At 65.5% G+C, this 21,173-nt stretch carries 20 protein-coding genes and 2 pseudogenes; 9 read left to right on the top strand and 13 right to left on the bottom strand.

The features are described 5' to 3' along the window. Positions 1-25 precede the first annotated feature (25 nt). The gene (locus tag ACSQ25_RS01045; protein WP_436103872.1) at positions 26-766 is read left to right on the top strand and encodes an SDR family oxidoreductase; all 741 of its coding nucleotides are present in this window, start codon (positions 26-28) and stop codon (positions 764-766) included. A gap of 9 nt (positions 767-775) precedes the next feature. Here the strand turns inward: ACSQ25_RS01045 and ACSQ25_RS01040 are convergent, their stop codons facing one another. Then, positions 776-2,722, bottom strand: a complete 1,947-nt coding sequence (locus ACSQ25_RS01040) for an FG-GAP-like repeat-containing protein (protein ID WP_436103871.1) — start codon at positions 2,720-2,722, stop codon at positions 776-778. Between the two features lie 143 nt (positions 2,723-2,865). Between ACSQ25_RS01040 and ACSQ25_RS01035 the strand changes: the two genes are divergently transcribed. Then, positions 2,866-3,522, top strand: coding sequence for an HAD hydrolase-like protein (locus ACSQ25_RS01035; protein ID WP_436103870.1), 657 nt, complete (start codon positions 2,866-2,868; stop codon positions 3,520-3,522). On the opposite strand, the gene ACSQ25_RS01030 is transcribed toward ACSQ25_RS01035, so the two are convergent. Then, on the bottom strand, positions 3,494-4,741 hold the full coding sequence (locus ACSQ25_RS01030; RefSeq protein ID WP_436103869.1) for an RtcB family protein: 1,248 nt from the start codon (positions 4,739-4,741) through the stop codon (positions 3,494-3,496). The two genes, ACSQ25_RS01035 and ACSQ25_RS01030, sit on opposite strands and share 29 nt — an antisense overlap. A 143-nt stretch (positions 4,742-4,884) precedes the next feature. Here ACSQ25_RS01030 and ACSQ25_RS01025 point away from each other — a divergent pair, with 143 nt between their 5' ends. Both ACSQ25_RS01025 and ACSQ25_RS01020 read left to right on the top strand, forming a co-directional pair. Next, complete coding sequence (locus ACSQ25_RS01025) at positions 4,885-5,898, top strand: lipid A deacylase LpxR family protein (RefSeq protein WP_436103868.1); 1,014 nt, start codon at positions 4,885-4,887, stop codon at positions 5,896-5,898. Positions 5,899-5,994: 96 nt separating this feature from the next. Continuing rightward, on the top strand, positions 5,995-6,432 hold the full coding sequence (locus ACSQ25_RS01020; RefSeq protein WP_436103867.1) for a hypothetical protein: 438 nt from the start codon (positions 5,995-5,997) through the stop codon (positions 6,430-6,432). A gap of 119 nt (positions 6,433-6,551) precedes the next feature. Here the strand turns inward: ACSQ25_RS01020 and ACSQ25_RS01015 are convergent, their stop codons facing one another. The 3 genes and pseudogenes from ACSQ25_RS01015 to folE all read right to left on the bottom strand — a co-directional run bounded on the left by ACSQ25_RS01015 (position 6,552) and on the right by folE (position 8,282). Beyond that, positions 6,552-7,160, bottom strand: a complete 609-nt coding sequence (locus tag ACSQ25_RS01015; RefSeq protein WP_436103866.1) for a phosphatase PAP2 family protein — start codon at positions 7,158-7,160, stop codon at positions 6,552-6,554. A 174-nt stretch (positions 7,161-7,334) separates the two neighbouring features. Next, a pseudogene (locus ACSQ25_RS01010) lies at positions 7,335-7,610 on the bottom strand (transposase); the annotation flags it as partial. A gap of 105 nt (positions 7,611-7,715) precedes the next feature. Beyond that, positions 7,716-8,282 (bottom strand): GTP cyclohydrolase I FolE, encoded by a 567-nt coding sequence (gene folE, locus ACSQ25_RS01005; protein ID WP_436103865.1) that lies wholly within the window; start codon positions 8,280-8,282, stop codon positions 7,716-7,718. Positions 8,283-8,426: 144 nt separating this feature from the next. Here folE and ACSQ25_RS01000 point away from each other — a divergent pair, with 144 nt between their 5' ends. Continuing rightward, positions 8,427-9,290 (top strand): hypothetical protein, encoded by an 864-nt coding sequence (locus tag ACSQ25_RS01000; protein ID WP_436103864.1) that lies wholly within the window; start codon positions 8,427-8,429, stop codon positions 9,288-9,290. A gap of 3 nt (positions 9,291-9,293) precedes the next feature. Here ACSQ25_RS01000 and nudC read toward each other — a convergent pair whose 3' ends face one another. Beyond that, complete coding sequence (nudC, locus tag ACSQ25_RS00995; protein WP_436103863.1) at positions 9,294-10,115, bottom strand: NAD(+) diphosphatase; 822 nt, start codon at positions 10,113-10,115, stop codon at positions 9,294-9,296. Between the two features lie 119 nt (positions 10,116-10,234). Here nudC and ACSQ25_RS00990 point away from each other — a divergent pair. The 3 genes and pseudogenes from ACSQ25_RS00990 to ACSQ25_RS00980 all read left to right on the top strand — a co-directional run. Continuing rightward, a pseudogene (locus ACSQ25_RS00990) lies at positions 10,235-10,480 on the top strand (MerR family DNA-binding transcriptional regulator); the annotation flags it as partial. Between the two features lie 87 nt (positions 10,481-10,567). After that, entirely contained in the window at positions 10,568-11,161 is a 594-nt protein-coding gene (locus tag ACSQ25_RS00985; RefSeq protein ID WP_436108005.1) for an RNA-guided endonuclease InsQ/TnpB family protein, read from the top strand. A 523-nt stretch (positions 11,162-11,684) separates the two neighbouring features. Beyond that, on the top strand, positions 11,685-12,737 hold the full coding sequence (locus tag ACSQ25_RS00980) for a glycosyltransferase family 9 protein (protein ID WP_436103862.1): 1,053 nt from the start codon (positions 11,685-11,687) through the stop codon (positions 12,735-12,737). On the opposite strand, the gene ACSQ25_RS00975 is transcribed toward ACSQ25_RS00980, so the two are convergent. The 5 genes from ACSQ25_RS00975 to ACSQ25_RS00955 all read right to left on the bottom strand — a co-directional run bounded on the left by ACSQ25_RS00975 (position 12,728) and on the right by ACSQ25_RS00955 (position 17,577). After that, positions 12,728-13,852 carry a glycosyltransferase family 9 protein gene (locus ACSQ25_RS00975; protein WP_436103861.1) on the bottom strand — a complete coding sequence of 375 codons (1,125 nt, stop codon included), beginning with the start codon at positions 13,850-13,852 and terminating at the stop codon, positions 12,728-12,730. The two genes, ACSQ25_RS00980 and ACSQ25_RS00975, sit on opposite strands and share 10 nt — an antisense overlap. Further along, the gene (locus ACSQ25_RS00970; protein WP_436103860.1) at positions 13,849-14,694 is read right to left on the bottom strand and encodes a glycosyltransferase family 2 protein; all 846 of its coding nucleotides are present in this window, start codon (positions 14,692-14,694) and stop codon (positions 13,849-13,851) included. Before ACSQ25_RS00970 ends, ACSQ25_RS00975 begins: the two co-directional genes overlap by 4 nt. After that, complete coding sequence (locus tag ACSQ25_RS00965) at positions 14,695-15,321, bottom strand: DUF4254 domain-containing protein (protein ID WP_436103859.1); 627 nt, start codon at positions 15,319-15,321, stop codon at positions 14,695-14,697. A 181-nt stretch (positions 15,322-15,502) separates the two neighbouring features. Continuing rightward, positions 15,503-16,657: an MFS transporter gene (locus ACSQ25_RS00960; RefSeq protein WP_436103858.1), complete on the bottom strand. Its 1,155-nt coding sequence runs from the start codon at positions 16,655-16,657 to the stop codon at positions 15,503-15,505. A 494-nt stretch (positions 16,658-17,151) separates the two neighbouring features. Further along, a complete protein-coding gene (locus tag ACSQ25_RS00955; RefSeq protein WP_436103857.1) occupies positions 17,152-17,577 on the bottom strand; it encodes an organic hydroperoxide resistance protein in 426 nt (141 codons plus the stop codon). A 177-nt stretch (positions 17,578-17,754) separates the two neighbouring features. Here ACSQ25_RS00955 and ACSQ25_RS00950 point away from each other — a divergent pair, with 177 nt between their 5' ends. Beyond that, positions 17,755-18,753 (top strand): Gfo/Idh/MocA family protein, encoded by a 999-nt coding sequence (locus ACSQ25_RS00950; RefSeq protein WP_436103856.1) that lies wholly within the window; start codon positions 17,755-17,757, stop codon positions 18,751-18,753. A 28-nt stretch (positions 18,754-18,781) separates the two neighbouring features. Here ACSQ25_RS00950 and ACSQ25_RS00945 read toward each other — a convergent pair whose 3' ends face one another. Continuing rightward, positions 18,782-19,624 carry a hypothetical protein gene (locus ACSQ25_RS00945; protein WP_436103855.1) on the bottom strand — a complete coding sequence of 281 codons (843 nt, stop codon included), beginning with the start codon at positions 19,622-19,624 and terminating at the stop codon, positions 18,782-18,784. After that, positions 19,621-21,144, bottom strand: coding sequence for a hypothetical protein (locus ACSQ25_RS00940; RefSeq protein WP_436103854.1), 1,524 nt, complete (start codon positions 21,142-21,144; stop codon positions 19,621-19,623). The genes ACSQ25_RS00945 and ACSQ25_RS00940 overlap by 4 nt, the downstream gene beginning before the upstream one ends. Positions 21,145-21,173 lie beyond the last annotated feature (29 nt).

Below are 21,173 nucleotides of genomic sequence, written 5' to 3'. Positions count from 1 at the left end.
ATCCACTCACCACACAGGAGGCAGCATGAACCAGGACACCCGGCCGGTCGCCATCGTCACCGGCGCCTCGCGCGGCATCGGCGCCGCCCTCGCCCAGCGGCTGGCCGAAGACGGCTACCAGGTGGTCGTCAACTACGCCAGCAACGAGGCCGAAGCCCATCGCGTGATCGCGACCCTGCATGCCTGCGGCCACAGCGCGATCGCGGTCAAGGCCGACGTCGCGAACGCCGAGGAAGTACGCGCCCTGTTCGACACCGCCGAGCGCGAGCTGGGCAAGGTGGACGTCCTGGTGAACAATGCCGGCGTGCTCAAGACCATGCCGCTGGCCGACACCAGCGACGAGCTGTTCGCCCAGACCTTCGGCGTGAACGTGCAGGGTACATTCAACACCCTGCGCGAAGCGGCGCGCCGCCTGAACGACGGCGGGCGCATCGTGAATTTCTCCACCTCCGTGCTGGCGATGAAGCTGCCCGGCTACGCCATCTACAGCGCCAGCAAGGCGGCGGTGGAAGCGATGGGCGCCGTGTTCGCGAAGGAGCTGCGCGGACGCCGCATCCGCGTCAACACGGTGGCGCCGGGGCCGGTGGCCACCGAACTGTTCTTCACGGGGAAGACCCAGGAGCAGATCGAGCACTTCGCGAAGCTGCCGCCGCTCGAGCGCCTGGGCGAGCCGGGCGACATCGCGCGCATCGTGTCCTTCCTGGTGAGCGAGGAATCGGGCTGGATCAATGGCCAGGTGCTGCGCGCCAACGGCGGCACCGCCTGACCGTCTGCGTCAGCCGTAGGGCGTGTAGGCCACGCCGTTGGCCATCACGCCCACCAGCGCAGCCTGGTTTTCATGGCCTTCGCTGAAGCCGACCAGCACGTCGGCGACGGTCGCCTGCTTGTTGTCGAGGATCGAGGTCCAGTATTCGACGCCGGCCTTCTCTCCCGGACGGCGCAGCACGTTCTCGTAGAACTTCTCGACGATCTCGCGGTTGCTGGGGGCTGCGCCATACACCTTGCGGAACTCGTCCGAGGCGACGAACCCACCCGCCACGGCGCTCAGCGAGACGCCGTTGTCCATCTGGGCCAGCCAGTAGCCCAGCCCCGGCAGGTCGGGGGTGCGCGCGAACGCGGCCTGGTAGACGCGGTAGGCCTGGCCGGCGGTGCCGTCCACGTCCAGCGCGATGCCGAGGTCGCCGAACTGCAGGCGCTCGACGTTCAGCAGCGTGTCGGTGCCGTCCGCACCGGACAGGTCGCGTACCGTCGCGACGCCATCCTTTACGCTCACCTGGTAGCCTGCCGCCGCCTTCGCATACACCACCTTGTCGCGACCCTCGCCGCCGTTGATGGTATTGCTGGCGGTGTTCTGCACGATCACGTCGTTGCGCGCCGTGGCGATGATGGTGGCGGCCGGCGGCAGGACGCTGGTGGCCAGGGCGGTGTTGGCATAGACCGTGCCCTGGTAGCTGTTGATGGCGCTGAAGCTCAGGCCCTTGTCGGTCTGGACCGGGAGGTTGAACACGCCGACGAAGTAGGGATCATTGGCCAGGGTGTTCAGCTGGCCGGCGCGCAGCGCCACCTCGAAGTGGCCGAAACCGTCGTTGGCCCAGACGATGGGCGTGTTCGCGGTCGGCTTGTCGTTCATGAACTGGGTGATGACGATGTCGCGGGTGCCGTCGCCGTTCGCATCCATCAGGCGGATGAACTGGCTGGCGCCGATGTCGCTGTCCTGGCCGGGCAAGCCTTCGCGGCTGTCGGCCGCCTTGAAGTGGTCAAGGGTGGCGTCGACGAAGCTGCCGCCGTCGTTGCGCACCACCTCGAGCGACCAGCCGTCGGCATAGGCCGTGCTCGGCGCCGACTCCGAGGACAGCAGCAGCAGGTCCTGGTCGCCGTCGCCGTCAATGTCCATCGCCGCGATGTCGTGCACGATGCGGTTGTCGCCAAAGTAGCCCTGCGGCAGGGGGGTAAAGGTGGCCCCATTGAAGCCTGCCCCCGTGTTCCAGAAGACCAGCGAACGGTGCTCTCGGTTGTAGGGATTGCCGTCGTTGCCCAGTATCAGGTCGAGCCGGCCGTCGCCGTTCAGGTCGGTCAGCAGCGAGGCCGTGAAGCCGAAGCCGCCGTTCTGGCGGTTCAGCAAGCCATCGCCCTCGACCGGCAGGCCGGCGTTGGAGCGGGTGAACTTGCCGATGCCGTCACCGAACAGCACATAGGATTCGGTCGGGCTGGCCGGGCTGCTCATGTTGCCGACGAAGATGTCGAGGTTGCCGTCGCGGTTGATGTCGCCCAGCGCCGCGCTGTGCGTGTAGTCGACAACCTGCGGCAGGTTGGCGCTGGCGTCGATATAGCCGCCGCCGGCCTTGCCCAGCAAGAGCTTGTTCTGCGCGCCCGGGAAGGGTGCGGCGTCATAGCCGTGGTCGGCCACGAACAGGTCCATCAGCCCGTCCTTGTTGAAGTCGGCCTGGATTACTTCGCGCGGGTGGATGGTGGTGAAGGTCGAGGGCAGCATGCCTTCCGGGGCCGGCGTGTAGGTGCCGTCGCCCTTGCCCAGCATGAGCAGAGCCGGCTGGCCGGTCGCGCTGCTGCCGTTGAACGGGTAATAGGCGCCGAAAGTCAGGATGTCCTTGATGCCGTCGCCATTGGCATCGACCACTTCGGGAATCGCCTGCGAAGCTTGGTTCACGGGAAGAGGCGACGCGCTGCGGGCCATGTCGAAGTAGTCGTCGGCGTTCTGGATCATGATGTTCTTTTCAGGATAGCAACGAGCAAAATTCTGGCAGGAAATGTTCATGTATTCAAGAAAACGCCATCTCGACGGCGCAAGATAACAACACGTCCGGCCGCGCCACCCTATAATCGGGCTGTCCACGCTCGCCTACGCCCATGTCCTACCGCCTCGCCATATTCGACTTCGACGGCACGCTGGCCGATTCCTTCCCCTTCTTCATCAGCGTGTTCAACCAGATCGCCGACGAGCACGGCTTCCGGCGCGTCGGCGCGTCCGAGGCCCAGGACCTGCGCCACCACGATACCCGCGCCATCATGCGCCACGTCGGCATGCCGGCCTGGAAGCTGCCGCTGGCCTCGCGCAGCTTCATCGGCCTGATGCGCGAGAACGCGGCGCGCATCCCGCTGTTCGAAGGCGTCAGGGAAGCCTTGCACGGCCTGGACCGCGAAGGCGTGCGGCTGGCGATCGTGTCCTCGAATTCGGAGCAGAACGTGCGCCTGGTGCTGGGCCCGCACCTGAGTGCCCTGTTCGGGCACTACGAATGCGGGATGTCGGTGTTCGGCAAGGCCGGACGCATCCGCAAGGTGGTGAAACGCGCGGCGGTGCCGGCGGCGCATGCGCTGTACGTGGGTGACCAGGCGCTGGACGCCGATGCCGCGCGCCGGGCCGGGGTGGCCTTCGGCGCGGTAAGCTGGGGCTATGCGCCGATCGAGACGCTGCGGCGGGTGGCGCCGGAGCGCGAGTTCGGCACGCCGGCCGAACTGCTGCACATCCTGCGTCCGCCTAGCCCTTCACACAGACCACCTGTTTAAGCGTGTGCACGACCTCGACCAGGTCGCGCTGCGCATGCATGACGGCGTCGATGTCCTTGTAGGCCATCGGGATCTCGTCGATCACACCCTCGTCCTTGCGGCATTCCACGCCTTCGGTGGCACGTTCGGCATCCAGCCTGGTAAAGCGACGCTTGGCCTCGGTGCGGCTCATGACGCGGCCGGCGCCATGGCTGCAGCTGTTAAAACTTTCCGGGTTGCCCTTGCCGCGCACGATAAAACTCTTCGCGCCCATCGAGCCCGGAATGATGCCGAGCTCGCCCTCACGCGCCGACACCGCGCCCTTGCGGGTGACGAACACATCCTTGCCGAAGTGCCTCTCCTTCTGCACATAGTTGTGGTGGCAATTGACCGCCTCCACATGCGTCTCGAAGGGTTTCGGGATCACCTCGCGCATCGCCCGGATCACGTTGTGCATCATCACTTCGCGGTTGATGCGCGCGAACTTCTGCGCCCAGCCGACCGCTTCCACGTAATCGTCGTAGTGCTCGGTGCCTTCCTCGAGGTAGGCCAGGTCCTGGTCGGGCAGGTTGACCATGTGGCGCCGCATGTCCTGGCGCGCCAGCTCGATGAAATGGGTGCCGATGGCATTGCCGACGCCGCGCGAGCCGGAGTGCAGCATCACCCAGACGGAGCCTTCCTCATCCAGGCAGACCTCGACGAAGTGGTTGCCGCTGCCTAGCGTACCCAGGTGCTTGTAGTTGTTGGTGCCGCGCAGCTTCGGGTACTTGCGGCAGATCTCGTCGAACTCGCCCTTCAGCTTGGCCCAGCCGGCATCGACAGGCGGCGGCGGATTGTTCCAGGAACCGACGTCGCGGCCCTTGTGGCCGCGGGTCTTGGGCGACATCCCGTGCGGCACCGCCTGTTCGATGGCGCTGCGCAAGCCGTGCAGGTTGTCGGGCAGGTCGCCGGCGCGCAAGGTGGTCTTGGCGGCCATCATGCCGCAGCCGATGTCCACGCCGACCGCGGCCGGGATCACCGCGCCCAGGGTCGGGATCACGCTGCCGATGGTCGACCCTTTGCCAACATGGACGTCCGGCATCACGGCGACGTGGTGGAACACGAAAGGCAATTGCGCCAGCTTTTCGAGCTGTTCCTTCGCCTCGGCCTCGACCGGGACGCCCTGGGTCCACATCTTGACCGGCTTGCCCCCCGCGGGCGTGAGCAGCTCGAAGTCTTCCTTGGTCTGTTCGTGCTTCATGGTCTGTGCTCCTTCGCTTCTATCTTCGCTTAAAACCCGAATCCACGGTGTCCGTCTCGAATCGCACCATTGCTGTGCCTGATCAAGAACCGCTTTACCGCAGGCACAAGACTGGGAGATGTTTCGAGCGAGAAAGGACGACCATGCGCACCATTGCGGTATCTGCCTTCCTGTTGGCGCTTCCCTGTGCGGCCCAGGAAGCCCGCTTCGTCACCGTGGACAACGACAGCTGGTTCAAGACCGACCGCTACTACACCAACGGCATCCAGTTCAGCGCGCGCACGGCCCAGGACGAGCGCGGCGAGCTGGTGCGGCGCTGGACCAATGGCGCCTGCCGCCTGTTCGGCTGCGGCGATGCGCGCTTCATGCTCTCCCAGCACAGCGTCGGCCAGCTGATGTACACCCCGGCCGACATCACCATCGCCGCAGCGCAGCCCTTCGACCGCCCCTGGGCCGGCCTGCTCTACGCCGAGCGCCAGTGGCTGTTCCTGGCGCCGGATGGCGCCGCGATCACGACCCTGACGGCCCAGGCCGGCGTCACCGGCAGGCTGTCGCTGGCCGAACCGGCCCAGAAACTATTCCACCGCATCATGGACCGCCCAGCGCCGCAAGGCTGGGACCACCAGGTCGGCAACACGCTGGCGCTGCTGGTCTCGGCCGAGCGGCGCTCGGCCTGGCCGCTGCTTTCCGGCCAGCTAGCCGGGGACGTGCAGCTGCGCACGGCCGGCCACTGGCGCCTGGCCGCCGGCAGCATCATGAGCTATGCCGCGGTCGGCCTGAGCATCACGATCGGCAAGAACCTGCCGCTCGTCGCGCCGGCGCCGCCGGGCATCGTCAACCGCGTGACGGGCGTGGAGACGGCCTGCCGCTGGCGCTGGGTCCAGTGCACGCTGATGCTGGGCGTCGAGGCGCGCGGCATGGCCTACAACCTGTTCCTGGAAGGGCGGCCCTGGAAGAACGACCCGGGCGTGAAGCCGCGGCGCTGGGTCGGCGACCTGACGGCCGGACTGCGCCTCGATTTCCCCGGCACGCGCGGCCGCGACCACGGTCCCTGGTTCGCGCAGCTGCGCGCCACCCGCCGCACGGCCGAGTTCCGCGCGCCGGTGCCGGTGCCGCGCCATACCATCGGTTCGCTCACGCTGGGGGTGGATTTCTGAACGGCCCGGCATGGCGCGCGCGGTTGCGCCCGTCCGATGCCCCTTCTATACTCCGTCAGGCGATGCACTCATGCATCTTTTGACAACGGAACCACCATGCGCACGCCATTCACCCTGCTTCGCCCGCTGACTGCGGCCCTGTTTGCACCGCTGCTGCTGGCCGGCTGCGTCAACGACTGGGCCAGTTACCAGATCGAGGGCAAGGAGCATGCGCTGACCTTGCGCGTGGTGCAGGACTATTTCTGGAGCAAGGAGGCGACGCTGCGCCTGACCGCCGCCCGGATGCCGGACTGCCAGCGCCAGATGGAGCTGGGCAAGGTATCCCTGTCGGGCCTGGAGATCGAGCTGTTCGCCAGCGGTCCCACCGTGTACACATTGCGTGTGGGCGAGGATGTCTGGCAGGTCGACACCCAGGGCTGTACCGAACTGGAAGCACCGGACGCGAGCGCCGTCACCGGCCAAGCGCTGGGCAGTTTCCATCTCGACGAGCACGACAAGCTGGTATTCGAGGCGGCCAATGCAAGCGGGAGCTGAGAAGACAAGGTAGGAAAGCGCGGCCGGCACGGGAACCCGTCCACGCGTCCTGCGTGCGTTGGATCCCCCGTACGACGCAGATGGCGACCGGTACATTGCCGGCCGCGCCAGCCTACTCTTCAGGGGCGCAGCCAGCCGCGCCCGATCGGCACCGCCAGCACGCGGCGGTACAGGTTTTCCGTTACCGGCAACAAGGACGCGCAAAACGCGCGCGCTGCCGGCGTCGATACCAGCAGGGCCATCGCTGCCGACATGAGGAGCGCCCCCACCATGTCCTTCGGCCAGTGCACGCCCACGTAGACGCGCGACCAGGCCACTACCAGCGCCAGCGGCAGCAGCAAGCACCCGATCCGGCGCGCCTCCTGCACGCGGCTGAAGGCCAGCACCAGGGCCACCGAGAAGATGCTGGTGGCATGGTCGCTCGGGAAAGAACTGTCCGGATCGTGCAATAGGAAGGTCTGGCCGACCTCGAGGACGAAGGGCTGCGGGCTGTACCAGAACTGGCCGATCAGGCCGTTCAGCGTGAGCGCGCACAGCGCCGCGATGAAGGCGCGCAGCGCAACTTCGCGCACCGGCCCGGTGCCGCCGATCCACAGCATGACGAGGGACAGCGGCATCACGAAGATCAGCCACTGCGCGGCAAATATTGCGCCCAGCAATTGCCAGCCGGTCAATCCGGCATGGGCGTTGAGGGCGGAAAACAGGATGAGGTTGAGATGCTCGAACATGGCGCCGGCTCGAAGATAAAATATTGACAATTTTTCTTAGAGTAGCCGAGTCCGGATGGCGCACTTTTCAAGAAGTGCAACAGATTGTGACAATGTGTGCGCGATGTCGCACATAACTGCGACAGCTCAACGTCGGTTGAGCAAACGCCGCAATTGCGTCAGTTCCATCTCGCGCCCCGATTTCTCGAGCGCGCTTTCGAGCAGGGTCTGGTCGCCGTCGCGCAGCATGGTCCACTGCGTGAAATATTCGTGCACGGTACGCCAGGGCGGGAAACCCGGCGGCATGCTGCGCCAGGTGGCGCCGGTATGGAGAAAATAGAGGACGGCGCAGAACACGTCGTACAAGTCGTGCTTGCGCGGGCGGGTCTTGCGACGCGCCGCTTCCAGCATGCTGCGCACAGGCTCGAACTGTTCGCGAGAAATATCGCTGGGATAAGCCGGACGTTCCATGGCGCGCCCTCCGAAAATTACTTGGAGATCGGCGATCCGGAACAGGTTCCAAGGCGAGCCCGGCCACGAGGGCCGGCCGGAGGTCCGACTGTTACCAGCTTAGTCCTAGTCGCGCGCCAAAGCGAGGAATTCCGTGCGTAAGGCCAGGTTCGGCTGCAGTTCACCCAGCATGGCCGAGGTGATGGTCTCTTCGCCGATGGCGCGGATGCCACGGCTTTCCATGCACAGGTGGCGGCATTTCACCACCACGCCGACCGCCTTCGGTTCCAGCACTTCCATCAGCGCGTTGGCGATCTGGATCGTCATGCGTTCCTGCACCTGCAGGCGCTTGGAGAAGATGTCGACCAGGCGGGTCAGCTTCGAGAGGCCGACGATCTTCCCGTTCGGCAGGTAGCCGACGGTGGCCTTGCCGAAGAAGGGCGCCAGGTGGTGCTCGCAATGGCTGTAGACCGGGATGTTGCGCACCACGATCAGTTCGTTGTATTCCTCGGCGCCGTCCTCGAAGGCCTTGAGCACTTCGACCGGATCCTGGGCGTAGCCCGAGGTCCAGTGTTTCCAGGCTTTCGCCACGCGGTGCGGCGTTTCCTGCAGGCCCGGACGGTCGGGATCTTCGCCCAGGCTGGCCAGCAGGCGGCGCCAGTCTTGTTCGGTGAAAGCTTCTTTGTCAGACATGGTGAACCTTAAAAAATCGATTGCCGCAAGTATATAGAAAATGCGTGCAGGGCAGCGGCCACTGCCGGTTTATTGAGCAAAGTTAATGTGTCGACCTTGGGCCAGGCGTAGCGTCGAAGGTGGTTCCTCGCCTGGGAGATCGCCATGTTCGGCAGCACCGTCCTCGAAGTCGCCATCGGTTTGACGTTTTGCTACGGCATCCTGGCGCTGGTCGTCAGTACCGTGCAGGAAGCGCTGGCGGCGGCGTTCAGCCTGCGCGCCAACATGCTGCTCGACGCCGTCAAGCGCATGCTGGACGACCCGCGCTGCGAAGCGCTGGCGCAGAGCCTGTATGACCACCCACTGGTCAATCCTCACGGCGGCGGCAAGGCCCGGCGCCCCCTGTCCGTCAAACCATCCTACATCGAACCCGCCCACTTCGCGATCGCGCTGCTCGATTCGCTGCGCAGCAACCCGGCCATTCCGCTGCAGGCCGCAATCGACGCCCTGCCCGACGAGCAGGTGAAACGCGTGCTGCTGGCGCTGCACCGCCAGGCCGGCGGCGACCTGCAGCGTTTCCAGGACGGTATCGCCGGCTGGTTCAACAGCGCGATGGAGCGCCTGTCCGGCGTCTACAAGCGGCGCCAGCTGCTGATCTCCTTCCTGCTGGCCCTGCTGCTGACGATCATGCTGAATATCGACAGCATCCACCTGTTCCAGACCCTGTGGCAAAACCCGACGCTGGCGGCGCAGATCCAGGCGGCCCCCAGCGCGCTCGACGCCGAAGCGCTGCGCCAGCTGTGGGCGATGCCGATCGGCTGGAGCAGCTTCCCGCCGCAGCTCGATTCCGCCTTCGCGCTGCAGGTGGCCGGCTGGCTGATCACCGCCGGCACCACGCTGTTCGGCGCACCCTTCTGGTTCGACCTGCTGCAGCGTGCGATCCAGCTGCGTAGTACCGGGGCCAAGCCCCAGTCCCAGCCGCAGCCAGCTACCCGCAGCGCGCGGGACAGTGTGCCGGCCCAGACCTGAACGCTATCGTCCCGGTGGGCGGTGCGCGTCCACCAGCACGCTCGACACTGAAATGTGCGGCACCCGTTCGGGCCACTCGTCATCCGGCCCGAACCAGCGCGCTTCCGAAATCTCAGATGCATCGACCCGGATCTCGCCGTCCAGGTAGTCGGCCGTGAACGCCAGCATCAGCGAATGCGGGAAGGGCCAGGACTGGCTGGCGAAATAGCGCAGGTTCTGTACCCGCAATCCCACTTCCTCATATACCTCGCGGTGGATCGCCTCCTCCACCGACTCGCCCGCCTCCAGGAAGCCGGCCAGCGGCACGAAGCGTTTGGTGGGCGAAGCGACGTGCATCGCCAGCAGCACGCTGTCGCCCTTCTTGATCAGCACCATCATGGCCGGTGAGATGCGCGGATAGGCCATGTGCCCGCACTGCACGCACTTGTAGCAGCGCTCGCCGGCGGCGAGCACGGTGCCGCTGCCGCAGGCGCCGCAGAAGCGGTGGGTGCGCGCCCATTCGGCGACCTGGGCGGCGCGCGCCGCCAGTCCCAGCAGCGCTTCATCCATGTCCGCGAACAGCGCGCGCAGGCCGCGCAGGGCATAGCCCGGCGGCAGTGCGGGTTCGCTGTCGAACCAGCCGGTCTCGCAATAGCGTTCGCCATGCAGGCCGAGCGGCTGCAGGCGGGCGCGGTCCACCTCCAGCCGCTCCAGGGTCGCGGCGTCGGGCAGGGCGAGGTCGTGTTCGCGCACCAGCAGCCTGCCGCCGTGGAACAGGAAGCTCAGGGGCGCGGGATCGGGACGGGGTGCGAACAGCGGCGTGAAGGAAGCAGGTGTCTGGAGCATGGTCGGCCAGTAGGCAGGCGGGGCAATGCCTCGATCATACCGTCTTTCCAGGTGTCGCTCTTGCGCCCCGGTTAAGGCTTCGTCGCGGCCTGCCGGCAAGTCGCAAACGGCGTGAACCAATGCTGCTCATCAGGCTCCAAGTTGAGCCCTTCGCGGCATTGACTCGGATTCAGGAGCTCGACTCTAGCCGAACCAAATGTGAGCTGAAGTGTCCAAATATCATCATGAAAAGCACGATAGGGATCGGACAGGCCGCGAGGCTGGTGGGGGCCACGATGAAGACGCTGCAGCGTTGGGACCGGGATGGGCGGCTCGTCCCGGCAGCGCGCACCGCCAGCAACCGGCGTCGTTACACCGAGAGCCAGCTGCGTGCGTTCCTGCGCCTCGCACCGCCAGCGACACCGCGCCGGACAGTCGCCTACTGCCGGATCCCGAAGGGCGCGCGGCTACCTGTGTCGAACAACCAAACCAGGGCAATCCAGGCACTGGCGCACCTGCACGCGCGCATCGCGCGGGTGCGCCACGATTTCCTCTACAAGCTCACCACCCGTCTCTGCCGCGAAAACCAAGCGGTCGTGATCGAGGACCTGAACGTGAAGGGCATGCTGGCTAATGTCCGCCTGTCGCGCGCGATCGCCGACGTCGGTTTCTACGAAATCCGGCGCCAGCTGCAGTACAAGGCGCTGCGCTTCGGCACGGAGCTGGTGCTGGCGGACCGCTGGTACCCGTCCAGCAAGCTGTGCTCCAGGTGTGGCACGAAAAACGCCGGTCTCGCCCTCGGCCAGCGCAGCTGGACCTGCGGCGGGTACGACGCCGACCACGACCGCGACCTGAACGCCGCGATCAATCTGCAACGGCTCGCCACCGGCGCCCTCGCGGCGGCAAGGGCGCTACCCGTGGCGAGCCAGGCGGTAACGCCCGGCACTGCCGCCGGCCTGGTGCCGGCGGGAGGCGGGAAAGTCACGCCTGTCAGGTACGAGCTCGGTCAGCAGGACGGCTCGGGGCAGGAAGAGAACGGTGCACATTTGTGTCCACGTTTTCGATAGCAGAAGACGATGAACGACACTCCGATTATGCTTGCCATTAACCGGACCCAGGACGCCAGCATCTGCCTGATGCATGGTTCGCACTTGGCCTGGGCCATCCAGAAAGAACGCTTTACCCGCCGTAAGCACCACTGGGGCAAGCCCGGCGACCTGCGCGAGCACTACCTGCCGCGCCTGCCCGGCCTCGAGCGCCCGGTCGACATCGTGGTCGAGTGCTTCTCGGACGACGAAGAAATCCGCGGCCTGCCCGTCTACGAAGAAGAAGAACTGGCCGCCACGCTGACGCTGTCGCACGGGAGCCGGGCGCACGCATCTCGCACCACCTCGCGCACCTGTACAGCGCGTTCCGGCGGATGCCCCTGCATGCACTGGCGATCCCGCCCTTCCTGGTCACCAAGCGCAGCGAACCGGAGCTGCCGGTATGAGCTGGCGCCGGGACGATTGACTTATCCAATCCGGCTCTGCACCCGCCAAGTGTCCCTGGATCATAGAGCCTGCACGAAGCTAGACTATTGGAGAGCACATGAACCGGCGTTCGTTCCTGTACCGTCACGCTATTCGCAGCGTCATCGTATTCCGTGCCCTGCAACTGGGGGACATGCTCTGTGCGGTGCCCGCATTGCGCGCACTGCGCGCTGCCTTGCCGGATGCCCTGGTCGTCCTCACAGGCTTGCCATGGGCGGCGCAGTTCGCCCGGCGCTTCGACGCCTACGTCAACGAATTCATTCCCTTTCCGGGACATCCGCTGCTGCCGGAACAGGCAGTCCACCACGACGGGCTGCCTTCCTACTACGCAGCCATCTGCGATCGGGGCTTCGACCTGGCGCTGCAGCTGCATGGCAGCGGCGACGTGACGAACCATATCGTGGCCGGGTTCGGCGCCCGCGCGATGGCCGGCTTCACGCGCGGCGAAGCGAGCCAGACCGACCGGACACTGCTCCTGCCCTATCCCGAAGCAGGCGCGGAGCAGGAAAGACTCTTGACCCTGCTGGACCGGCTGGGCGCACCGGACGCGGGCACCCAGCTCGAGTTCCCGGTGCGGCGCGAGGACATCGACGAACTCGAAGCCAGCAATGCCGCGCCCGATCTCGAACCCGGCAACTACATCTGCATCCATCCCGGTGCACGTACGCGCGACAAGTGCTGGCCGCCGGAGCGGTTTGCCGAAGTGGCGGACCAGCTCAAGCAGGAATTCGGACTCGACACCGTGCTGACCGGTTCGGCTGCCGAAGCACCGCTGGCGCGTGCGGTGGCGCAGCACATGCGCACGCCGGCGATCGAAGCGGCGGCGCCGATCTCGATCGGTGCGATGGCGGCACTGATGAGCCGAGCCCGGCTGCTGATCTGCAACGATACCGGCGTGTCGCACATTGCAGCCGGCCTGGGACTCAGCAGCGTGGTGGTGTTCAGCAAGGCCGACATCGCCCGCTGGGCTCCGCTCGACCGGCAGCGCCACCGCTGCATCTGGGACCCTGCCGCCGAACGTGCCGCCGTGGTGCTCCAGCATGCACGCGCCCTGCTCACCGGAACGGCGCCGAGCGGGCAGCGCGCGGCGGGGATGTGGCCTTACTGGTGATCGACGCAGTGCTGCTGCGTGCGCAGCTGCGACAGCGCAAGACCAAGCACCTCGTCGACCGGGATGTCATCCACGAAGCTTTCCTGGTGCGGACACCGCGAGGCGCGGTTGTCGGCGCCGCACACGGGGCAGCTGACTTGTGCCGAGACGGCCGCCCGCAGCAAGCCGGGCCGCAAGGGTGCGCCGTCGACCAGGTTCGTATGCCAGAAGATGCCGACTGCCGGCGTGCCGATCGCCAGGGCCAGGTGCAGCGGCCCGGTATCGTTGGACACCACCAGCGCAGAACGCTCGAGCACGCCGCACAGGCCACCCAGACCCAGTTTCCCTGCAAGATTGAGGGCGGGGTGGCGCATGCCGTCGACGATACGCCGCACGAGACCGGCTTCCTGCGCCGTACCGTTGACGGCGACGAGCGCACCGGCCGCGGCAAGCGCATCGCCGAGCGCGGCGAACCGGCCTGCCGGCCAGCACCGGCGCGGATCGGACGATCCCGGCTGGAGCAGCACCAATGGGCGGGAAGGCTTGGACGGCTGGCCAGGCTGCGCCGCAGCCGGGTCCGGCGGGAGCTCCTGCGCCGCAGCCGCCCGGTCGGCCGGCGTGAGCTCCAGTTCACGCGGCAGCCATGGCGGCGTGCCCCCTGCCAGCGCGGCGATCTCCAGCAGGGCCAGCCGCCGGTTGCCCGGCTCGACATGCGGCACCCAGCGCTCGAGGGCCGGTGCGCCGTCCGCGCGGGCGCCGATGACCAGGCGCGCGCCGAGGCGCCCGGTAAAGGGATTCGAGTGCCGTCCCCCGCCATACATTTGCGCCACGATGTCGAAGCGCTCATCCCGCATGCGCTCGACGAAACGCTCGACCGCGCTGCCGTCGGCAGGCCTGTCCACCGGTGCGCCCACGCCGGGCACCGGCGGCATGACGACGACACGGTCGACCGGTCCCGGCCGTCCTTCCAAAAAATCTGCATGCCAGGCCTTGCCAAGGAAGACCAGTTCGGCATCGGGATAGGCATGCTTCAGCGCATGCAAGGCCGGGAGGGCAAAGACGAAATCACCTACCGCGTTCGGCCGCAGGACGGCGATCTTCGCCACCCCATCGAGGCGCGCTGCCGCCGGACTCATGGCCGCGCCTGTCCCTGCCCCGGCGGGTCGCCGTGCGGCAGCAGGGCCCAGGGTGCATCGACCTCACGCGCCTTCAGCGTGGTCGGCAACTCCATGTGATAAGCGCCCGAAGGCAGCATGCCGCAACCGCCGAAGCGCTCCATCACGCGTAACTGGGCGAGCACGTCTTCGCCGCAATGGCCCGGCGGCAGGGCCGGCCAGAAATCGAAGCCGCCCGCGGCGCGCAGCCTGGCGGTATCGAACATCACGCAACCGCCGACCCAGGCCACCCGGTAGGCGCGTGACTGCCCGGGAGGGACAGCCAGGCGCCGCTGCAGGTGGAACAGGTTGGCCGCGCTATGCAGGTGATGGCGTGCCCAGGCGCCACTGCCCGGCAAGACGGTTTCCGGCTCGACCCGGCCTTCCCAGAAGGTGAGCGCCTCCTGCGCCGGCCTGTGCTGCCCCAGGTAGCTCAGGCCGTGTACTGCGCTGCCCACGAAACCGCAGCCGTGCCGCACCAGCAGGCCATGCAGGCGCCCGATCAGATCCGGCTCGAGGATGACGTCGTCGTCCACGAACAGGCAACAAGGTGCATGGGCCTGGGCCAGCAGGAAGGCGCGCTGCTCCGCCATGCCGCGCCGCGGCAGGTGATGCCAGGTCTCGACCTGCCGGCCGCGTGCCCGCAGGTAGCGCAGCACGGCCACCACCTCGGCTTGCCCGAGGGCGCTGGTCCCTTCGGTCTGGTCGGACACGACGATGCGCAGCTCGGGGTAATCCTGGGCGCCGAGCGCGGTCAGCGTGACCGCCAGCGCCGCCGGCCTGTTGCAGGTAGGGACCAGGACGTCGATGCGCGGCAGGCTCATTCAGCTTCCCGCCGGCGCCGCGCCGCCCGCCGCACGCCCGTACAGGTAGGGATTCAGCGCGGGGTCGTTGTACATCTTGAACTGGCGGTAGACCTTGAAATAGGCCTGGCCCGCGCGGGCCTCGCGCAGCAGCTGGTCGAGGCAGGCGGCCAGGTCGTGGCGCTGGGTAATCAGGCGCTGCAGCCGGGCGCTGCATGACTGCACGTGCGCATGCCCGGCTTCGCTGCGCTCGGTCTGCAGGCGCATATGATGGATCTTGAGCGCCAGGATCGACAGCCGGTCGATCATCGCACCCGGCGTCTCGCTCGACAGGCGGGCCTCGGGACCGGGTTCGGCGCCGCCGAGGCCGGCAAGCAGCGCTTCGTCGATCGCTTCGACCGCATCGTTGCGCTGCTGGTTGTAGCGGTCGATCAGGCGCTTGCTGGTGGCGATCTCGGCGGCCGGCACGTCGAGCCGGCGCGCGCGGTCTTCTTCTTGCCACAGCAGGCAGTTGTAGCGGTGGTTCGCATCGATGGCGTGCCAGGCCCCGGGCAGCTCGGGCATGCGATGCAGGACTGGCCAGTCGGGCTGGGCCAGCTCACCATCGTGGAATTGCGTCACCGCGACCGCATCGACTTTGCTCGTCATGGCATCTCCCTGATCAGTGTCGTCAAAGACCTTGGAGACGGCGCGACAGGCGAAGTTCGGCCAGTGCCGGGCTGGCTTGGGCCAGCGCAAAAAAAACGCAGACGGCGCGGGCGCGGTCTGCGTTGGAAGCCGGCTTGCGCCGTGCGAGGATCGGGTGCCGGCCCCTGGGCCGGCGAACACATTACTTCAGCAGTTTGGTACGGCTGGCAACGAAGGCGATGACCAGCGACAGGCCGCCGACGTAGGCGATCGCTGCCTGCATGCCGACGAAGTGGGCGACGGCGCCGATCACCGGCGGGCCCATCAGGCTGCCGCTGTAGGCCATGCTGGCGACGGCGGCCAGAGCCATCGGGCCTTGTGCGCCGGCTGCGCTGAACACGAAGGGGAACAGCAGCGACAGGCCGAGGCCGGCAATCGCGAAGCCGCCCAGGGCGACGTAGGCGTTCGGGGCCACCACGGCGAAGAACAGGCCGGATGCCGACACCAGCGAGCCGATGGTGACAAGGCGCTGGGCGCCGAAGCGCACTTTCATCTTGTCGCCGACCATGCGCGACAGCAGCATCATGACCGAGAACGCCGACAGGGCCAGCGGCGCCAGGCCGTCCGAGGCACCGAAGTGCTCTTTCAGGAACACGCCGCTCCAGTCGGCGATGCTGCCTTCCGACATCGAACCGAGGAAGCCCAGCAGGCCCAGCAGCGCCAGCGGACCGCGCGGCAGCGAGAACGACTTCTTCTCGACCTTTTCGACGCTGTCGTCGGCGTCCATCATGGTGAACGCAGCCCACAGCACCAGGGCCAGCGGACCGGCCAGCATCAGGAAGTGGGTGGCCGGGGCGATCTTCATGCTGGCCATCAGGCTGCCGAGGGTCGCGCCCGCCAGGCCGCCGGCGCAGCCGATACCATGCAACATCGACAGTTCCGACTTGCCGGTCTGCTTTTCACGCCTGGTCGCGGCCGAGTTGATGGCGACGTCGAAGGTGCTGGCGGTGATGCCCAGCATCAGGACCGACAGCATCAGGCGCGGCACGGTCGGCGCCATGCCGATCGACACCAGCACGCACAACAGGGCCATGCCCGAGACCAGCAGCGACTTGCGGGCGCCGAAACGGCCCATCAGGAAGGAAGAGATCGGGTAGGAGACGACGGCGCCCAGGCCGCCGCACAGCAGGACCATCGACAGGGCCGAGTGGGACACCTGGACACGCTCGGCCAGGGCCGGGATGCGGCCGGCCCACGAGCCCATGATCAGGCCGAACAGCGCGAACAGGACCGGCAGCGCGTACTGCTGGGTCTGCGCAAAGGAAAGCGAACGTGGTGCAGAAACAGTGGTGTGCATTGAAAGAACCGAATTGTTAAATTTTTGAGGTAATTAAAAACTGCCAACTGACCCTGAAATGCAAACGCCAACCGGAATTAGTTGGCGTCAGGAAGCTGATGGGAGGCAATTTTAACGACCGGAAAAATTCTGTGTTTGCCGTACGGAAAAATATTTTCGCTTGTTGTTTTCCGTCGACGCAAACATGACAACTCTGTTAGTGAAGCATTATCAAACCATAGAGGAAGCACGGCAAATTGCCGCAAAAGCGTGCAGTTAGATGAATTTACTGTTGAGTTTTCTCTTTACCTTCCCTGTCGAGGCGACCGCGGAAAGGCATATTTTTTGATAAGGAATGGACAAAAAAATAGCGGAAAATACGGACTCGGCATTATTCCGAAAACGTATTTCCCGCTATAAGAATTCCCGCACCTAATTAATTACCGAATGCAGCCAATTGTGAAATATATGGCGTGCGAATATGTGGCATACACATGCCGCATTACTTCAGATCATTAAATCAGTTCCAGGCTCACGTCGATATTGCCGCGCGTCGCATTCGAATACGGGCAAACAAGATGTGCACGCTCGACCAGCAAACGCGCTTCCTCTTCCGGCACGCCCGGCAGGCTGATCTGTAACGTCACCTCGATGCCGAAGCCGGCCGGGATCGGACCGATGCCGACGCTGCCCTGCACCGACACGTCCGGCGAAATCTTCAGCTTGTCGCGCGCAGCCACGAACTTCATCGCGCCGAGGAAGCAGGCCGAGTAGCCGGCCGCGAACAGCTGCTCCGGATTGGTGCCCTCGCCGCCCGCGCCGCCGAGTTCTTTCGGGGTCGACAGCTTGACGTCGAGTGCGTTGTCGGACGAGACGGCACGGCCATCGCGGCCGCCGGTGGCTTTGGCGCTTGCACGGTAGAGGACTTTTTCGATTGCCATGGTGATGCTCCTTTGCTGGTCGGTGCCAGGTTTGCCTGGCGATTAGATAGTGCACGACCTAATAATATATAGCGCGCTATTTAATTGCAAGCGATTTTATTACTGGAGCCCGCGCCATTCCCAGCTCCGGCGTCCGGGAGTATCCTGCACATGGCGGTTCCTCAAGGGAGAACTCTGATGGACGACACGGTACGATGGGGCATCCTGGGCACGGGCGGCATCGCGCGCGCCTTCGCACTCGGACTGAAGCACGCGCCCGGCGCGGTGCTGGCGGCGGTGGGCTCGCGCACGCTGGACAGCGCCCAGGCCTTCGCGCGCGAACTCGGCGCCAAAGGTGTGGACACTGCGGCCTACGGCTCGTATGAGGAACTGGCCGGCGCGGACGGCGTCGACATCATCTATATCGCCACGCCGCACCCGATGCACGCGCCAAACACCTTGCTGGCGCTGGGCGGCGGCAAGGCCGTGCTGTGCGAAAAACCCTTTGCCATGAACCGGCGCGAGGCCGGTGAAATGGTGGCCCTGGCCCGCGCCAAGAACCTGTTCCTGATGGAAGCCATGTGGACGCGCTTCCTGCCGGCCCTGGCGGAGGTGAAGCGCATCATGGCCTCCGGCGACATCGGCACGGTCACGCAGGTGCATGCGGATTTCGGTTTCTCGGCCACCACCGATTCCGAGCACCGCATCAACAAGCGCGAACTGGGCGGTGGTGCGCTGCTCGACCTCGGCATCTACCCGCTGTCGATCGCCTGCGCCTTGCTGGGCAAGGCGGAAAGCGTCCATGCGGAGGCCATCGTGGGCGACAGCGGCGTCGACACCAGCACCGCCTTCATCATGAAGCACGGCGGCGGCACGCTCTCGGTCTGCAGCTGCTCGATCCGCGCACGCTCGGCTTCCGAGCTGATCGTCTCCGGCACGGGCGGCAGCATCCGCATGCACCGCCTGTTCCACCTGACCGATCGCATCACCGTCGAGCTGCAGGACGGCTCCTCGCGCACTATCCCGACGCCCTACCTCGGCAACGGCTACACCCATGAGGCCATCGAAGCCGGCCGCTGCCTGCGCGAGGGCCTGATCGAGCATCCGCTGATGACGCACGAGGACACGCTGTCGGTCATGACGGTGCTCGACCGGATCCGGGGGCAGATCGGCCTGCGTTATCCCTCGGACACCTGAGCTGTTTTCCGCCCTTTTCCTGGTCCGCTCAGCGGGACAGGGGCGTCAGGAGTGCGGGCTGGCCGATCTCGACCACCGTGGCATTCGATTTCTGAAAATAACTGTTCCAGAAATTGGTCAGCGCCCGCATCGTTTTAGGATCACGATACTTGCCGCCTTTCTTTCCTTCCTCAGCAAGCAAGCCGGCTCCGATCACGTAGATCCTGGCTCCGCCAAAATCCGCTATCAGCTCATGATCGACTGCGTCTCTCAGCTCCTTGGCAGGATCGATTTGCCGCACCGATTCGCCGCGTGCGCCATAAAAACTGGTGACGGATGAGTTCTCGAGCATGTCCGACGCCAGCAGGACGACCCTTTGCCGGGCTGGCGATTTCTTGACCCGCGCCGAGATCGCCTTCAGAGATGCCAGGACGTCGGATTTTCCGAGGCTGGCATTTGCGCCGCCGAAGCCGGCGCGCAAGGCATTGCCAATGGCCTGCATCGCGACGTTCGGCTGGCGCTTTGCGCAACTGTCGAATTTGGCCAGCGCTGCCTTCGGGATGTCGTCTCGCGCCGCGGGAGCGATCAAGGGCTCGATGGTCCCCGCACTCAGTACCTGCGCATACCGCCCCTGAGAAAACGCCGAAAAACTCAGGACCGAATATGCATGCCCAGCTGTCATGAAGGGGCGAATATTGTCGGCCACCTGTTGCTGCAGGGTAGGATCGAACACGGTGGTCTGGTCAATCAGGACGAACAGCTCGGTGCCGACAGACGCTGGAGCGACGCCGATCTTTGCGTCGTAGCAGCTCGGAACGGCATCTTCTACCCAGGCAGCGGCGGGGCCGCTCGCCAGGGCGGCCGCCAAGGTCAGCAAAACGGTTTTCTTCACAGCAGGTCCTCGATCTCGGCAGCACGCTGTTTCTTCGCGAGCTCCTTCGCTTCCTTCCGTTCCTGCAACACGATTTTCACTTCCGTGAACACGTGTTCCGGGAGCGTGTCGAGGTAGCTGCGCTTCGCTTGAATGTCGTCGCCAACGCGGTCCAGTTCGCGAATGGCGATCTCGACCTCACTAGCACGCGCGAGCTTCGGCTCCGGCGGCGTTTCCTCGTCCTGCGCCACCGGCGTGGCCGGGGCGGCGACCGTGGCGGCGGCCCTGTCGTGCTCGCGCGCCTTCCGGCGCTGGTGATCTTCCTTGGCGCGCTGCTGCTCCTGCTGAAGCGCTTCGCGCTTCTTGCTGCGATAGTCGGTTTCCTGCTTGTCGGTACTGTCCAGGAATTCAAGGAAGGACTTGGTCGGATGCACGGCCACGCCCGTTCCCTGTTCCGCATGGTGCTGAATCATGCGCTGCTGGAGGTTTTCCAGCTGGTTCTGCGCCTTGTCGATGAAATGCTGCGACGCCATGCGTACGTCGCCATACGTCAGGTACTTTCCTTTCCCCAAGGCCTTGAATGCCGCCTTGCTGTTCTCGCCGGCGAAACCCCAGCGGTAGCCGAACAGAACGCCCAGGCCCTGCAGGAAAACGAACAGCACCGCGAGGATGGCGAAGGTCACCCAGTAGCCGTGCAGGTCGTACTGCGCCGCTTCTTCGACTGCTTTGCCGTCGGCCTCCAGATTGGATTGCGCATCCGCATCGGGCAAGACGTTCTGCTGCGCCAGGTCGATACCGACGCTGGTGTTTTGCTGCTGCACCAGCTCGCTCTTCTGCATACGGACGGCATCGTCCATCAGTTTGTTCGCGCTCTGCACGCGGACGTAAGTTGCGCCGACCGCAATCATCAGCACGAAAGCGAGGGTAGCCCAGCTGACCACAAAGCTGGCATCGATCCCGACGCGGTTGGAGATCTGGGTGTACTCCGGCTCCTCATCGTCGAGATGCTGGGAAGTCGTCAAGGGCATGGAACGGGTCCGCAGCTTATGGCGGCGTCCATCCTCGATCCAGTCCTTGCGCGCGCGCTTGATCTTGAGCGAGCGGTACAGTTCCTGACCTGCCGCATGAGTCAGCAGCACACAGAGAGCGGAAACGATGAAGGCGATGCCGATGGCGGCGTATTTTTGCGTTGTTTCGCTTGCCCCCGGCACGGTATAACCGGCAAGCACATAGCTGAAACCCTGGGCTTCGACGAACACGAAACCGACGATCAGCACCCAGATGGCAAGCGGCGTCAACGTGCGTCCGTTGTCGCCGGCTTTCTGCAGGTAGCTCGTGCGTTCGTTGAAGTCGAATTCCGACTGCACCTGGACGAAGCCCTTGTAGTCCTGGCACAGCGCACGTTCGGATTTGAACCATCCGCTGCCATCCGTGGTCTGATGCAGGTCCTTGGACAGGCGGGCCGTCTTGCCGATAACCGGGAAGTTATACCAGGTATTGAGCCACCACCATTTCAGCTTGTCCCACATCAGGGAAAGCAAGATGGCTGCGACGGCCGTGTAGAGGATGG

Origin of the sequence: Massilia sp. LjRoot122 (genome assembly GCF_964252725.1) — a bacterium.
Taxonomy (GTDB): domain Bacteria; phylum Pseudomonadota; class Gammaproteobacteria; order Burkholderiales; family Burkholderiaceae_D; genus Telluria.
The sequence above is the reverse complement of the archived record's forward strand: the minus strand, read 5'-3'. Positions and strand labels throughout refer to the sequence as shown.